The following is a 14,960-nucleotide window of genomic DNA, read 5'->3' on the forward strand; positions in this document are numbered from 1 at the left end:
CCTTACTGTTTATAGACTTTACCTTCCTTCATGACGAAGTCTACGGACTCCAGCACCCGGATGTTACCGAGTGGATTCCCCCTGACGGCCACCAGGTCCGCCGTAAAGCCCGTCTTCACCTGGCCCAGAGCGTTTTCCTGTCCCAGCACTTCGGCGGCGGTACTGGTGGCGCTGATGATGGCGTCCATTGGGCTGACGCCCGCTTCTACCATGTAGCCAAATTCCTTGGCGTTATCCCCGTGGGGGCTGACGCCACTGTCGGTGCCGAAGGCTACCCTGACCCCACTCCGGTGGGCTTTGGCGAAGGTCTCCTGAAGCTTCACTCCGATACTCAGGGCTTTGGGGACGATGATGGCCGGAAAGTATCCCGGCTGTTTGGCCTTTTCTGCGACGAACTTCCCCGCGCTCAGGGTCGGAACATAGTAGGTTCCGTGTTCGACCATTAATTCCATTACTTCCTCGTCCATCAGGCTGCCGTGCTCGATGGTGGTGATGCCGGCCAGTACGGCCCGTTTCATCCCTTCCTTTCCGTGGGCGTGGGCGGCGGTGTGCATACCGTATTCCTTCGCTGCGGCGACAATTGCCCGGAGTTCCGCATCGCGGAACTGGGGTCCCGATCCATCCTTCGCTACGGAGAGTACGCCTCCCGTTGCCGTGATCTTGATGCAATCCGCGCCGTTTTTGTAGCGGGCACGGACGGCCTTCCAGGCTTCATCCGGTGAGTTTACTACCCCCGCAGCGGGGCCCGCGTCGAAGGCAAGTTCGTCGTTGCGCCCGTTACTGGGGTCAGCGTGTCCGCCGGTAGTGGCGATGGCCTTCTCGGCGGTAAAAATCCGGGGGCCGTCTACGTAGCCGGCCCGGATGGCGTTGCGGAGCGAAACGTTGACCCCGGAGCCGCCCAGATCCCGGACGGTAGTGAAGCCCGCCATCAAGGTTTTACGGCAGTAGGTCGTTGCCCGCAGGGCGACGTCTGCGGGGTCGAGGGTGAAGCGCTCCAGGTAGGAGGCCGGGCTACTCTGCCCTTCAATGTGCACGTGAAGGTCAATGAAGCCGGGCATCAGGGTATGCTGCCGCAAGTCGACTACCTCGGTCCCCGATTCTGCCCTCAGGTACCCGCTGGCAATCTGACTGATCTTCCCTTCTTCCACCACCACGGTCATTTCCGTCATTTCTCCGCCTACACCGTCCAGGATTTTCCCGCAGTGCAGAAAGGTTTTCCCCGATTGTGCAATTAGGAATAGGGGAATACAGCAGAGCAGGGTGAGCGCAGTCCTTAACATAACTTGATGCTTAAGTAGATGAGTGGTGATGAGTGAGCGCTGAAATATAGCTTTAATCCGGGGGGAGAGAAAATATTTTCCGTGTACCGACAATAAATGGTAGGTTAGCAATCAATTTGAAACGATAAACAACCACCGAATGACTAAGGAAAGAATTGGCATGATCCTATGGGGGATGGCCGGGTTGGCGCTGTTCGCCAGCGGCATCTTTAAGCTCCTCCAGGCCGAGGAAGTAGTAGCCATGCTAGGTGACAATACGCTGTACGTGGGCATCATTGAAGTCCTCGCAGTAATTGCCCTATTCGTACCCGCCACCCGGAAGCTGGGATTTTTCCTTTGCGCCAGCTATTTAGGAGGAGTCATCGCCACCGAATGGATCCACCTGGGCGGAGCGCCCATACCTGGTCTTGTCCTCAGTACGATGTTGTACCTGGGCATTAACCTTTACGACCCTTCTTTGATGGGCAATCTCCTTGGCGGGAAGTCCGAATAGGTGTAATCCATCATAAAAATTTACTTTTAAGCCCCGCTGCTCACCGTAGCGGGGTATTTTTTGCCCGCATTCAACTACCTACCGTCGATCAGCTTATGAATACTTCACGCATCTGGCTATGGGCCATCACCGTCGCACTGGGCGGCTTCTTATTTGGTTTTGACACGGCGGTCATTAGTGGTGCGGAAGGCGCCATTCAGGCCGAGTGGGGCTTAAGCGACCTGGCCATCGGCCAGGCGGTGGCCATGGCACTTTACGGCACCATAATCGGTGCCCTCTTCGGCGGTATTCCCGCCGATGCTTTTGGTCGGCGGACGACCCTTTACGGTATTGGCGTGCTCTACCTGATCTCCGCCGCCGGGTCGGCGGTGGCCACCGACGTGGTGATGCTGGACATCTTCCGGTTCATCGGCGGACTGGGTGTGGGGGCCAGCTCCGTAGTGGCCCCGATGTACATTACGGAGGTAGCGCCCGCCAGTCATCGCGGACGATTGGTGGCGGCCTTTCAGTTCAATCTCGTCCTGGGAATTCTGGTGGCCTACTTCAGCAATTACCTCATCAGTCTGTTCTCGGAGGGCATCAACTGGCGGTTGATGCTTGGTATGGAGGTGCTTCCCGCCCTTGCCTTTCTGGCGCTGCTGTTTAAAGTTCCCCGTTCTCCCCGCTGGCTGGTCACCAAGGCGAACAACTCCACGGAGGCCCTGGCCGTCCTGGAGATGGTGGACCCCACCACCGCCCGGGCGGAGCTGGCCGCCATCCAGGCGTCCAACGACACGGCCGAAACGGTGGCCTTTGGCAGTTTTCTCACCAAGAAGTACCGTAAGCCCATTATTTACGCCTTTCTGTTTGCGCTGTTCAATCAGATTTCGGGAATTAATGCCGTGATCTACTACGCTCCCCGCATCTTTGAATCCGCCGGACTGGGGCAGGAAAGTGCCTTATTATCTACGGCGGGCATCGGGGTCATCAACGTCCTCTTCACCGTGCTGGGGATGATCCTCATTGACCGTAGTGGTCGGAAGAACCTGATGTACATCGGCTCCATCGGCTACATCATTTCGTTGGGGGCAGTGGCCTGGGCCTTCTTTTCCGGCAACCTGTCCGGGGTTATCGTCCCCATCTGGTTGTTCGTATTCATCGCCAGCCACGCCATCGGCCAGGGTGCCGTCATCTGGGTATTCCTGAGTGAAATTTTCGGCAACGAGGTGCGCAGCCTGGGGGCCTCTCTGGGCAGCACTACGCACTGGATTTTTGCGGCCCTGATTGGGGGCAACTTCCCGGTGCTGGCCAGCACTTTCGGTACCGGCCCCATCTTCGCTTTCTTTGCCGTTTGCATGGTGGGGCAATTGCTGTTTGTCCACTTCGTCATGCCCGAAACCAAGGGGGTTGACCTGGAGGCCCTCCAGAAACAACTGGAGGGGTAGACGAGACCGACACCACGATTTATCCGCAAAAATATCGTTCCATGACGCTTGATGATCTGCGCGAATATTGCCTCGCCAAACCAGCTACCGAGGAGACGCTTCCCTTTGGTCCTGACACCCTGGTCTTCAAAGTTGCCGGAAAGATGTTTGCCATCACCGGTCTGGACGAAGCGGACCTGCGCGTCAACCTGAAATGTGACCCCGAGCGCTCCGTTCAGCTTCGGGAACGCCACGAGGAAATCGTTCCCGGCTGGCACATGAACAAGCACCACTGGAACACGGTCTATATCGAAAATGGAGACTTGAGCGATGCTTTCGTGCAGGAACTCATCGACCACAGCTACGACCTCATCGTAGCCAGCCTGACGAAGAAGAAGCGGGCGGAGTTTGGGCTTTGAGGCGGTAAGATTGAGGTTTTAGGATTGAGGTTTCAGGATTAAGGAAAGGGGTTATTTCGATCGGGGATTGCCCTTGTCGTACTTCTACATATCTACGACAAAATCCGCCGGGGAAAACCTCACCCTGTCGTACTTCTACATATCTACGACAATCAGCAACTAACAACCAGCCCCAGCACCTACTTATAAAACTCAATCTCCCGCTCGCCACCGGCCTTCAGGTAGCCGCGGTACATCCCGGGCGTATTGAAGGGCATCACGACATTCCCCTTTGCGTCCAGGGCAATGAGTCCGCCAGTGCCGCCGGCTTCCACGAGGGTTTCGTGCACCACGGCATTGGCGGCTTCCTCCAGGCTTGCCCCCCCGTAGGCCATCCGGGCGTGAATGTCGTAGGCCACGGCGTAGCGGATGAAGTACTCCCCCCAGCCGGTGCAGCTGACGCCGGCCGTGGCGTTGTTGGCGTAGGTTCCCGCACCGATGATGGGACTGTCTCCGAGGCGGTTGTACCGCTTGTTGGTCATCCCGCCGGTACTCGTTCCGGCGGCGAGGTTGCCGGATTTGTCGAGGGCCACGCACCCTACGGTTCCGTATTTATGGTCGATATCTTCAATAATGCGGTTTCCCTGAATCTGTTCCTGCTCCACTTTTTCCCCTTCCAGGGCTTTCTGGAGGGCCTCCCAGCGCCAGTCAACGCGGAAGTATGCCGGGTCCACGGTTTCCAGGCCCTGCTCGATGGCGAAGTCATTGGCTCCCTTGCCCGCCAGGAGAACGTGCTCGCTTTTGTCCAGGACGGCCCTGGCGGCACTGATGGGGTGTTTGATGGTGGTCAGCCCTCCCACTGCGCCAGCCTGCAGGTCGTGGCCCGTCATGAAGCTGGCGTCCATTTCGTTGATGCCCGCGTTGGTAAATACGGCTCCCTTTCCCGCATTGAAGTGCGGACTGTCCTCCAGCACCCAGATGGTGGCCTCCACGGCGTCGGCGGCCGTGCCGCCGGCTTTAAGGACGGCTTCCCCGGCATCGAGTGCCGCGTTCATGGCCGCCCGGATGCCGTCGGCCCGTTCGGGGGTCATGTCATCGGGCAAAATTGTCCCCGCCCCACCGTGAATGACCATGGCGTATTCCGGAGCCGTTTGCGTCTCCTCCGTGGCGGGTTCTTCCCCCTCCATGGTTTCCGATTCCGAGCAGGCGGTGAAGGTCAACAATAAAAAAGCGAAGAGTACACTGGACCTGGGCATACGGTTAGATTTTGCCGAAAAGTACACTTTTTTTGCGCTACGCACTGGTCTGGCACCCGCGGTGATCGCCCAATTCTTCACCAGGATTTGGCAAAAATTCTGGCGTGGACGCAGGTGCAAAAACCCTGGTAAACGTCCGTGATGTACGCCGGTCATACCTAAGCGCTGGTCCGGCTCCTGGTTTTCTGGCCGCGTTAACGCCAGAAACAGGACCAATTTCTTCAAGAAAGTACTTTTCCGCATGCGGCATAGTTCCTTCCTGTTTTGCGCCCTGTTCTTTGCCTGCGGAGATACTGCCAAAACCGAAGAAAAACCAGCCCGCCACCGCCCAACGTCATCTTTGTGCTCGCCGACGACCTCGGTTACGGGGACCGGGGCAGCTACGGACAGGACAGCATCCCAACGCCGAACCTGGATAACATGGGGTGGCAGGGGCTGCGTTTCACCCAGTTCTATGCGGGCTCCACCGTCTGTGCTCCCAGTCGGGCATCACGCATGACCGGGGAGCAGCACGACCTTGCCGAAGCACACCTGGATCGGGTGCGGGACGAAATTCGCCTGGCCGAGGAGGCCCTTCGCCCCTTCCCGGGAATGAGTCTGTACGGTACGGAAGAAGGAAAGCCGTTTGGGGTCAGCAGGCAAGCGGGAAGGCGGTACCTTAATCTACCCGAACCGTCAGCCGGTAGTCTTCCTGTTCGTCGGGTTCTCCTCCACAGGGCCAGGGGTCAAGGGTCACCAATCTCAGGGTGCTGTTTTTATAGGTAGCCGTAGTCGAAAATTCCCCGGTATCCGTTGTGTGCAAGGTGATGACCTCGCCCGGTGCCTGCAGCAAAACGGTGGCGACTCCTTCCCAAAAACAAGAGCACTCACAGCAGCATCGCCCGTCGTCAACTACCTGCAGAAAAGTTAGCCGGTCGCCCGCAACGGTGAAGCTTTGCCCGACGGCAATCCCCTCCGGGGGCTGGTTTGCCTCGTCGCATGCACTCAGGGTGAGGAGAAGAAAAAGGAGGGGAAGAAAATATTTCATGTTCAGGGTTATTTACCCGTTAGACGCAAAAATGCCCCGGGGGCGTTGGTGTTTTCGCCGACTAATAAACCCTGACAAAGCTTTCTCTCCTCTACATCCATTAGGCTTTCCATGGCAATATTCCCGATCACAATCCGCAGCCGCGGTGGGCCAACTTCAGGGCTCACCAACACGGTTACTTTGCGGCCCCTTATAATGAGGGGCCCACGGGACGGTAGCCATCTTCCCGCATTTTACTTCTCTTGTAAGAAGACTCTCCGAAGCACGTCCAGAGTAGGCTTAAGGGGAGTAAATTGCTCCGGAGTATTTAAATATTTCGAAGCAATCAATAGTGCTACATTTACCCCTCACCCTACCGACCAATCACACCAAAGCTATGAGCATTGCCGACGTCCCCGACGCTACCCCTCGCCTGAGTATCCATCGCTGCACGGTGGAGGATGCTCCCTTTTTCCTGGAGCTCCTCAACAGCCCACTTTGGCTCCAGAATATCGGTGATCGGGGAGTGTACAACCTATCCGACGCCCGGCGCTACATCCGCACGAAGATATTGCCCGCCTACAAACACCCCGGTCTGGGCAACTGGCTGGTAAGACTCAAGGACGGTACTCCGATCGGCTGCGTGGGAGTATACGATCGTCCCGGGCTGGACCTGCCGGACTTTGGTTTTGCCTTCCTGGAAGCCTACCACGGTCGGGGATACGCCCTCGAAGCCGCGCGGACGGGTATCGCCCACGCCATCCGCTCGGGCTTTACGGAATTACTGGCCATTACCCTACCCTCCAACGAACCGAGCATCCGCCTGCTGAAGAAGCTGGGATTCGCGGAGGAAGAAATTATTCACATCCCCAAAGACCCCGCCCCCCTACTAAAACTGCGATGGATCATCTCCGAGGACAAAACCTCGGGCTGATTTGGGCGGTTTTCTTAGTATGGCACAGTTCATCGATTATTACCAGACGCTTGGTGTCTCGAAGGACGCCGACGACAAAACCATCAAGAAAGCCTTCCGGAAACTGGCCCGGAAGTACCACCCTGACGTCAACCCGGGTGACCAGGACGCCGAACAAAAGTTCAAGGCGATCAACGAGGCGAATGCCGTTTTGTCGGACCCGGAAAAACGGAAGAAATACGACAAATACGGCAAGGACTGGGAGCACGCTGATGCCTTCGAGGCCGCTGAAAAGCGTGGTGGCGGAGAGTATACCGGCGGTAACCCTTTTGGAGGCGGACAGGGCTACACCTACACCACCGGAGATTCGGGAGACTTTTCTGACTTTTTCCGAGACATGTTCGGGGGAGGCGGATTCAGCGGCGGGTTCGGTGGGCAACGCCGCACCTCCTTCCGGGGACAGGATATTGAGGCCGAACTGCAGCTGCAGTTGGCCGATATCATGTCCGATAACAAGCAGCTGCTTACCGTCAACGGCAAACAACTCCGGGTGACCATTCCCGCGGGCGTAGAAGACGGGCAAACCCTGCGGTTGCGGGGGCAGGGAGGACCGGGGGCCGGCGGAGGCCCCGCCGGGGACCTCTACATCACCTTTCGGGTCGGTCTTCCCCCGGAGTACGATCGTACGGGATCGGACCTGACCAAGACGGTGGAAGTGCCCGTAACGACGATGATCCTGGGTGGTAAAATCACCGTGACCACGCCAACCGGAAACGTGGCCGTTCCGGTTCCCGAGCTGAGCCAAAACGACAAGAAAATCCGCCTGAAGGGAAAGGGACTGCCAAAATACAAGCAGTCGGGTAACGGAGACCTCTACCTCACCCTGAAGGCCAAACTCCCGCAGCGGCTCACCGCCGAAGAACGAACGGCTCTGGAGCAATTACGGGATTTACAAAACCAAAATTCCTGATCGATGGCAGCAGTACAGTACGTAACCATCCAGCAGTTTTGTGATTTCCACGGGTGCGAAACCCTCATCGTGGAAGAATTTCTCGAGTACGGCATCTTTGAAGCTAATCGGCAGCCGGAGGGTATGGTGCTCATTCCTTCCCCCGCCCTCCCCCGTCTGGAGCGGGCGCTGAGGTTGCACCGGGAACTCGGCGTCAATGCCGCCGGCATCGACATCATATTCAACCTCCTCGACCGATTGGAAAACCGCCTCCCGATTGAGGACGCAGATTAGTAGACCTCAATGTCGATCCGGTAGTTTTCCTGGGGAAAGGGAAACTCATCATTGACCGTCGGATAAGGATTTACCCCGCGTAATTCGATAATTCTTCCGTTCAGGAAGGCGACGTCTCGCGGGTTGGGGGTCAGTCCGGGAAGTTGCATTTTGATCGTATCCGGTCCCGCCAGCAAACGAAGCTCCACCGCTCCGGGAGTGCCGCAGTTGGCGCCTTCGGGGCATCGGCTATCCATGGTGACGGCATCCAGAACCAGGGGCATATTCTGGCCGTCATAAAAGATTTTAGACCCCAGAGGTAATCCGGTGGGTTGCGCGTTATCGGCCGTTCCGCAGGAAGGAAAGCCAAGGACCATCACCATCAACACAAGGCAGGAAATCCATTTCATAAACGGGAGCTTTGGGGGAAAGACGAAGTCTACGGTAGGCACCGTTGGCCCGGAACGGCAAAAGTGCCAAAAAATCCGGAGGAGAACCTAAGCGAACGCGGGTTACCTTAGGCGCACAAAATATTCCTCATGCGTTCTTCCCTGCTTCTTTGCTCCCTGCTGATGATCCTGGCATCCTGCGGCCCCGCCAACGACCAAATCGGCCCGGAAACCGACCAACAATCAACGATCGATTCGGTAACCATTGACCGCCACCTGACCGAACTGGCTTCCGATAAATACGGTGGACGGCTGCCCTTCAGCGAAGGAGAAGAATTGACGCTGGACTACCTGGAAAAGGAGCTGAAGGCCCTGGGCCTGGAACCCGGAAACGGCGACAGCTACCGCCAGGAAGTGCCCATGGTGGAAATCACCGGCTCTCCCAACGAAACGATGACCATCCAGACTCCTTCCGGGCCCCTCAACTGGACCCTCGGGGAAGAGTACATGACCTTCAGTGAAGTGGCCCGGGAGGAGACCCTCGTGGAAGACTCGGAGGTCATCTTCGCCGGATTTGGCATCGTGGCGCCGGAGTACGGCTGGAACGATTACGAAGACCTCGACGTCCGGGGCAAAACCGTAGTCGTGATGGTCAACGACCCCGGATATTACCTGGAGGATTCCACTATGTTTAAGGGGAAGACCATGACCTACTACGGGCGCTACACCTACAAATTTGAGGAAGCGGCCCGCCAGGGAGCCGCCGCCTGCTTCGTTATCCACGAAACGGGGGCCGCGGGATACCCCTGGTTTGTGATTCAGAGTTCCTGGTCTGGTACGCGCTTAATGCTGGAAAATGAGGGAAGTCCGGAGCTACCCGTAGGCGGCTGGATGACGCTGGACGCCGCGCGGGCCCTGTTTACCGCCTCCCAGGCGGGGATTACGGGCTGGTTTGAGCGGGCCACCCGGGCGGATTTCACGGCCATCCCTCTGAACAGCAAACTCACCACCGGCGTGCGCAACGAACTGCGTTTTGACCAGTCGTACAACATCATCGCCCGGCTACCGGGCGCCGAGCGCCCGGACGAGCACATCGTCTACACCGCCCACTGGGATCACATCGGGGTCGGGCCGGCGGTGAACGGGGACAGCATCTACAACGGTGCGCTGGACAACGCCAGCGGCACGGCCCAGCTACTGGCCATCGCGGAGGCCTACACCGAAATGGAGGAGGCGCCCGCCCGGTCCGTCGTGTTTCTTTTCGTGACGGCCGAGGAACAGGGGCTTTTTGGCAGCGCCTACTACGTCAACAATCCCGTGTTCCCCCTGTCCGATGCCGTGGCCAACATTAACATCGACGGCATCAACCCCTTCGGGAAAGCGAAGGACCTGACCATCACCGGAGCCGGGCAAAGCGACATGGACCAGTTGGCCAAAGCCGTTGCCGAACTCCAGGGGCGTTACGTTCAGGCGGATCCGGAGCCCGAAAAGGGCTACTTCTTCCGCTCCGACCACTTCAATTTTGCCAAGGCGGGCATCCCCGCGCTCTACGCCCAGGGTGGGTACGATCACTGGACGGAGGGTAAAGAATACTCGGCCCAGCAGATGGAAGATTTCGTCATCAACCGATACCATCAGCCGGCGGATGAATACACGGCCGGTGCCTGGCCCCTGGGCGGAGCCGTCCAGGATGGAGAACTGCTCTTTCGGGTAGGACTAGACCTGGCCCGCGGGGAGTCCTGGCCCCAGTGGGCCGAGGATTCCGAATTCCGGGTGGAGCGTCGGCGATAGGGCTGGCCTAAGCCAGCCAGCCCGGCAGCCAGATGCTCACCAGCACGATCAGTACGAAAAAGCCCACCAGTATGAGGGTTTTGGTCCAATCGGTTTCGATCTTGGTCCCGAAGTCCGTGATCCCCCCTTCCTTTGCCTGACCGCCCAGCACCAGACTGGTGAGGAGGGCAACCACCATGGTGACCACCGCCCCGACGGCGTTCCACCAGAACCAAAAGATACTGGGAACGAAGAGCCACAGGTAAACATTCACCAACACACCGGTGAGCAGGCCAACGTTGGCGCCAAGCGCGTTCACCTTCCTTACGGCAATCGCGGCGATGAAGGTGGCCAGGATGGGCCCAAAGAACACCGACCCGATCTTGTTGATGGCCTCGATCACCGTGTCGGCAATATCACCGGTGAAGAAAGCCAGCACGATACAGACGACTCCCCAAAACAATGCGGTGACCTTGGAGATGCGCAGATGCTCCTTTTCCGGTAGCTGTCCCTTGCTGTTGAACAGGTCTTCGGTACTGGCGGCACTCAGGGAGTTGATGGCCGAAGAAAGGGAAGACATGGCCGCCGACAAGATGGCGACCATAAGCAAGCCAATGAGCCCGTGGGGAAGGTAATCCCGGATAAAGATGGGAATCATCAGGTCCGGTTTATCCGCGGGAATGCTGGCCGCAAAACTGGCATCCTGCAGCACCAGGGTGCCCAGCAGCAACCCCATCAGACAGTACAGCAGGGTGAGCGGAAAACGCATCAGGCCGTTGGCCAGTAATGTCTTTTTGACCGTACCCAGGTCACGGGCGGAGAACAGTCGCTGAACCTGACTTTGGTCCGTTCCGTAGTAAGAAACGTAAAGGAAAAAGCCCCCGATGAGCATGGGCCAAAAACCGAACTCACTCCCCTCCTCGAAGCCCATGGAGGTAAAGTCTACTGCCTTCAGGCGGGCCGGATCAACGGCCTCCTGAAAGACACTCCAGCCCCCCAGGTAGTGCAGGCCAGCCCCAAAGCAAATAAAAATTCCCAGCACCAGGATGATCATCTGGATCATGTCGCCGTACACGACGGCCTTCATGCCTCCCTGATAGGAGTAAATCAGGGTGACCACGCCAATGACGGTAATGGTGATCCACATATCGATGTCCATGACACCACTGAGGATCAGGGCAACGGTGTAAATCATCACGCTCGTGCCGAAGGCCCGGCTGATCTGAAAGACGATGCTCAGCAACGTTCGCGTAGACCGGGAAAAACGTCGCTCCAGAAAGGCGTAAACGGAGACTACCCCCGCCTTATACATGGGCGGGATCAGGAATACCATGAGGAAGAGCATGGCCAGAGGGACGGCAAATTCGTAGGTCAGCCACTGTAGTCCCCCACCCGCCTTCAGCCCCACGAAGGCGGGGGCGGAAATGAAGCTGATGGCGGACAACTGGGTGGCGGCCGTACTGAGGGAAAGGGGAAACCAGCCAAAGCTCCTTCCGCCCAAGAAGTAGTCTTTCGCACCCGCATTGTCTTTAAACAAGCGGCCTAACCAGAGGAAGCCTCCGACGTAGGCCACGATAACCAGAAGATCAAGGAAGTTCATGCGGCTAATTTAGCCTTCCCGCAAAAAATCAAGGACCGTGGACGCCGTCCAGCTGAAATTATCGCCTCCGTAGCCCCGGGTTTGCTGGTCCGCCACGGCGCGCTGGGGTTCAAAATATTCGTGGAAGCCCAGGCGATCCACGAGATCGAGGAGGTCCCGGCGAACGGTTTCTGCCGTGGACTTAAATCCGTAGCGGAGCAGGCCATGATGAAGCAGCCAGTTCATCTGGGGCCAGATGGGGCCACGCCAGTAGCGGGCGGAGTCAAACAGCGGGTCTTCCGGATCGTAACTGGGACAAAGCCGGAAGCCCCGTTCCCGTAAATCCCGTAGGTACTGCTCCATGCGCTGCGCCCGCCGGTCATCCGGAACACCAGCGAACAGGGCGACGAAACCACCGACCTCCCGGCTGCGAACCGGTACCTGCCCCCGCACGTCCCAGCTCACGTAGGTGCCCAGTGTTTCGTCCCAAAGTTTGTGGTTGAAGGCCGGCACGCTGCGTTTTTGCCAGGTCTCGGCCTCCTCCACCGAAAAGCCCAGCTGGCGTCCTATCCGGATCAGTCCTTCGTTGGCCCGGATCAGGATGGCGTTGAGCATAACGTCCTGGAGGAGGAAGGGACTTTCCTCCCAGATGCCCGGTCCGTCATAACCGTGGCGCTTCCCCAATTCCAGTAAGTAGACGTAGCGGTCGTAATCCCGGCCGGTGGGCCGTTGATCGGAATCCGCGTGGGCGGTATCCTTGCGCTCGTAGGGAGGGATGTCCCCGGGGCTGATGGTGATCCGCTGGAGGCTTTCGTCCCAGATCGGGGAATTGTCCCGCCCGGATTCCCAGGGGTGGTAGAGGAACACCAGCCCTTCTCCTTCCGGATCGCGGTACTGGTAGAAGAAGCGGTGGCTGGCCAGGACCTTGGGAAACAGCCGACGAATTCCGTCGACCACGTCGGGCAGGTGACCGTACCGCTCATAGAGGTATTCGAGCACGAAACCGTGGACGGGAGGTTGACTGATGCCCGAAGTCCGCGGTTTCCGCGGCGCCCCGGCGTTGACCTCCGCGGCGGCCCAGAAATCGTGATTGGGAAAGTAGGTCGTTTCGGTCTCGGAATGGAAGACGATGTGGGGCACCATGCCATTGGCCCACTGCCCCCGAAAGAGGTTTTCCAGTTCTTCGATGGCTTCCAGGGGGGCGCGGTCAGCGACGCCCAGGCTCACGAATCCACTGTCCCAATTCCACTGAAAGGGGTAGAGTCTTGCCGTAGGGACGGTAAAACCGCCGCGCCAATTCCCGCGGAGGATTTCGTGGGCACGACGCCGTAGTTCAGCCATGGACCAGAGGGGTTAATTCATTTCTTCGCGGAACATCGAAACGGACTGGGCGATGATCTCCAGTCCCCGCTTAAAGTAGGCCTCAAAGTCGCCGACTTCCTTCTGGATGTCTTCGTAGGTGATCCACACATTATCGTTGTTGATGTACACCTTGCCTACCTTTTTGTTGGCGTTGACGACGTCCGCCGCTTTGAGTACCTGCAAGCGTTCCATTTCGCTTTCGATGGGCCAGATGTTGGCGAGGACCAGCCCGAAATATTCCGGGTCGTTTTCGTCAACGTCAATGAAGTAGGTGAAATTATTGTACTCGAACTGGACGTCTCCGTCACCGTCTATCGTACCGGCGAGCTCATTCTTTTCGAGCACGTTGAGGTACATCATCTGCAACTCTTCGGCGGATTGGGCGGCAAGGGGATTGGCGACGAACACGAAAGCAAGTGCCAGCAGGGCCAGGGTAAGCTTATTCATGGGAGGATTTGTGGGGCAGGTAACCGGGATGGGAGTATCTGCCGGATAAAGTGAGCAAAGTTTGGGCGCGTCGCGCAGGTGCCAGGCGCCTGGGAAGTGCATGGCACCTGCGGACTCGCCCCCATGATTATCACCATAAAGGAGATAACCTCAAAATCAACGGTAAAGGAAGCAAAATATTTGCAAACGCCGGGAACGAGGTTGCTTAATCCACGGTACTGTCCAGCTTTACCTCCAGCGTTACCTCCCGTTCATCGCGGATGAGGCTCAGGGTGACGAATTCTCCGGGGTCGTAGTTCTCCAGTTCCAGGTACAGGTCCGTCTGACTCTTGACGGGTTTTCCGTTGATGCCGACCAGAATATCCCCGAGCACGCGGTAGCCCCGGGAGTCGCGGCTGAGGCCGCGAATACCAGCCCGCCCCGCTGCACTGTTGGGGTCCACCGTGGTAACGACCATGTAGCCACGGTACTGCCGGAATTCCGCTCCGAGGGAAGCACGGCGTACCTCGCCGTAGCGGATCAGGTCCGGCACGGCGTAGCGGACTTCATCGACGGGAATACTGAAGCCGATGCCCGCCGAAGCTCCGGAGGGGCTGTAGATGGCCGTGTTGACCCCGATTAATAGTCCTCTGCTGTCCAGCAGGGGCCCACCGGAGTTTCCGGGATTAATGGCCGCATCCGTCTGGATCACCCCGCGAATGGGGACGTTGGCCTGGCTGTTGATTTCCCGGTCCAGGGCAGATACCACGCCCGTGGTCAGAGTTTGATCAAGGCCGAAGGGATTGCCAATGGCGTATACCGCCTGCCCCACCCGGATGTCTTCCGATGTGCCTACGGGGATGGGCTGCAAATCCCGGGCCGGGGCCTCAATCTTGAGTACGGCCAAATCCTTTTCTTTTGCCACGCCCACCAGCGTGGCCTGGTAGTTGGCCCCGTTGGCCAGGGTAACGATGGCCTGGCTCGCTCCCCGAATAACGTGATAATTCGTGATGATGTGGCCGTCGTCGTCCCAGACAAAACCGGAACCCGAGCCCGCAGGTACTTCCTGAATGTTGAAGCTCCAGAAATCCCGCTGCCGCACCTTCGTGGTGATGTAACACACGGAAGGTGAAGCTTTTTCAAAGAGGCGGATGGTGTGTAATTCCGAGGGCGTGTAGCTACTGGTTTCTACTTCATCCACCGGCAGAGCGCCCGGATTGGAGGCCCGTTCGATCACGGGAGATTCTTCAAAGGCCACCGTTTGCACATCAGGCGCCGTGACTTGTTCCGTAGGAAAAAGGTAGCGTCCCGCGGCGAAGGCCGCCAGAACGATCAGGAGTGATGCAGCAAAATTTTTCACGTTGGTTCTACTTTATGGAAACAAACTTGGGGGTCCGCTCCCTCCGACCCCGCTACTACGCGAGGTTGGGAAGCATTATTGCTAACGCAGAAGTAGTGGCCAA

Annotated in this window: 15 protein-coding genes and 1 pseudogene; 8 read left to right on the plus strand and 8 right to left on the minus strand. The window is 58.0% G+C overall.

The features are described 5' to 3' along the window. Positions 1-2 precede the first annotated feature (2 nt). Entirely contained in the window at positions 3-1,280 is a 1,278-nt protein-coding gene (locus E1J53_RS04245; RefSeq protein WP_134271346.1) for an amidohydrolase family protein, read from the minus strand. 139 nt (positions 1,281-1,419) lie between these two features. On the opposite strand from E1J53_RS04245, the gene E1J53_RS04250 reads away from it, so the two are divergent. The 3 genes from E1J53_RS04250 to E1J53_RS04260 all read left to right on the plus strand — a co-directional run bounded on the left by E1J53_RS04250 (position 1,420) and on the right by E1J53_RS04260 (position 3,595). Further along, on the plus strand, positions 1,420-1,773 hold the full coding sequence (locus E1J53_RS04250; protein WP_134271344.1) for a hypothetical protein: 354 nt from the start codon (positions 1,420-1,422) through the stop codon (positions 1,771-1,773). 95 nt (positions 1,774-1,868) lie between these two features. Next, positions 1,869-3,197 carry a sugar porter family MFS transporter gene (locus E1J53_RS04255; RefSeq protein ID WP_134271342.1) on the plus strand — a complete coding sequence of 443 codons (1,329 nt, stop codon included), beginning with the start codon at positions 1,869-1,871 and terminating at the stop codon, positions 3,195-3,197. A gap of 41 nt (positions 3,198-3,238) precedes the next feature. Further along, positions 3,239-3,595: an MmcQ/YjbR family DNA-binding protein gene (locus E1J53_RS04260; RefSeq protein WP_134271340.1), complete on the plus strand. Its 357-nt coding sequence runs from the start codon at positions 3,239-3,241 to the stop codon at positions 3,593-3,595. A gap of 179 nt (positions 3,596-3,774) precedes the next feature. Here E1J53_RS04260 and E1J53_RS04265 read toward each other — a convergent pair whose 3' ends face one another. Further along, the gene (locus E1J53_RS04265; protein WP_134271338.1) at positions 3,775-4,830 is read right to left on the minus strand and encodes an isoaspartyl peptidase/L-asparaginase family protein; all 1,056 of its coding nucleotides are present in this window, start codon (positions 4,828-4,830) and stop codon (positions 3,775-3,777) included. Between the two features lie 282 nt (positions 4,831-5,112). Here E1J53_RS04265 and E1J53_RS24620 point away from each other — a divergent pair. Beyond that, positions 5,113-5,337, plus strand: a pseudogene (locus E1J53_RS24620) (sulfatase-like hydrolase/transferase); the annotation flags it as partial. Positions 5,338-5,488: 151 nt separating this feature from the next. Here the strand turns inward: E1J53_RS24620 and E1J53_RS04275 are convergent. Next, positions 5,489-5,857, minus strand: a complete 369-nt coding sequence (locus E1J53_RS04275; RefSeq protein WP_134271336.1) for a hypothetical protein — start codon at positions 5,855-5,857, stop codon at positions 5,489-5,491. 331 nt (positions 5,858-6,188) lie between these two features. Between E1J53_RS04275 and E1J53_RS04280 the strand changes: the two genes are divergently transcribed. The 3 genes from E1J53_RS04280 to E1J53_RS04290 are packed head-to-tail and all read left to right on the plus strand — an operon-like array spanning position 6,189 to position 7,992. Continuing rightward, a complete protein-coding gene (locus tag E1J53_RS04280) occupies positions 6,189-6,770 on the plus strand; it encodes a GNAT family N-acetyltransferase (RefSeq protein WP_216649997.1) in 582 nt (193 codons plus the stop codon). A gap of 19 nt (positions 6,771-6,789) precedes the next feature. Continuing rightward, entirely contained in the window at positions 6,790-7,719 is a 930-nt protein-coding gene (locus E1J53_RS04285) for a DnaJ C-terminal domain-containing protein (protein ID WP_134271335.1), read from the plus strand. Positions 7,720-7,722: 3 nt separating this feature from the next. Further along, positions 7,723-7,992, plus strand: coding sequence for a chaperone modulator CbpM (locus tag E1J53_RS04290; protein ID WP_134271334.1), 270 nt, complete (start codon positions 7,723-7,725; stop codon positions 7,990-7,992). On the opposite strand, the gene E1J53_RS04295 is transcribed toward E1J53_RS04290, so the two are convergent. After that, entirely contained in the window at positions 7,989-8,381 is a 393-nt protein-coding gene (locus E1J53_RS04295; RefSeq protein WP_134271333.1) for a hypothetical protein, read from the minus strand. The genes E1J53_RS04290 and E1J53_RS04295 overlap by 4 nt on opposite strands. Before the next feature lie 129 nt (positions 8,382-8,510). On the opposite strand from E1J53_RS04295, the gene E1J53_RS04300 reads away from it, so the two are divergent. After that, entirely contained in the window at positions 8,511-10,151 is a 1,641-nt protein-coding gene (locus tag E1J53_RS04300) for a M28 family metallopeptidase (protein ID WP_134271332.1), read from the plus strand. A gap of 7 nt (positions 10,152-10,158) precedes the next feature. On the opposite strand, the gene E1J53_RS04305 is transcribed toward E1J53_RS04300, so the two are convergent. The 4 genes from E1J53_RS04305 to E1J53_RS04320 form a co-directional block, all read right to left on the minus strand. Beyond that, positions 10,159-11,730 carry a sodium/solute symporter gene (locus tag E1J53_RS04305; protein ID WP_134271331.1) on the minus strand — a complete coding sequence of 524 codons (1,572 nt, stop codon included), beginning with the start codon at positions 11,728-11,730 and terminating at the stop codon, positions 10,159-10,161. Between the two features lie 9 nt (positions 11,731-11,739). Then, positions 11,740-13,050 carry a trehalase family glycosidase gene (locus tag E1J53_RS04310; RefSeq protein ID WP_134271330.1) on the minus strand — a complete coding sequence of 437 codons (1,311 nt, stop codon included), beginning with the start codon at positions 13,048-13,050 and terminating at the stop codon, positions 11,740-11,742. 12 nt (positions 13,051-13,062) lie between these two features. Beyond that, positions 13,063-13,518 carry a hypothetical protein gene (locus E1J53_RS04315; RefSeq protein ID WP_134271329.1) on the minus strand — a complete coding sequence of 152 codons (456 nt, stop codon included), beginning with the start codon at positions 13,516-13,518 and terminating at the stop codon, positions 13,063-13,065. 205 nt (positions 13,519-13,723) lie between these two features. Then, on the minus strand, positions 13,724-14,857 hold the full coding sequence (locus tag E1J53_RS04320; protein ID WP_368671727.1) for a S1C family serine protease: 1,134 nt from the start codon (positions 14,855-14,857) through the stop codon (positions 13,724-13,726). Positions 14,858-14,960 lie beyond the last annotated feature (103 nt).

This window comes from Lewinella sp. W8 (assembly GCF_004375085.3).
In the GTDB taxonomy this organism is placed as follows: Bacteria; Bacteroidota; Bacteroidia; order Chitinophagales; family Saprospiraceae; genus Neolewinella.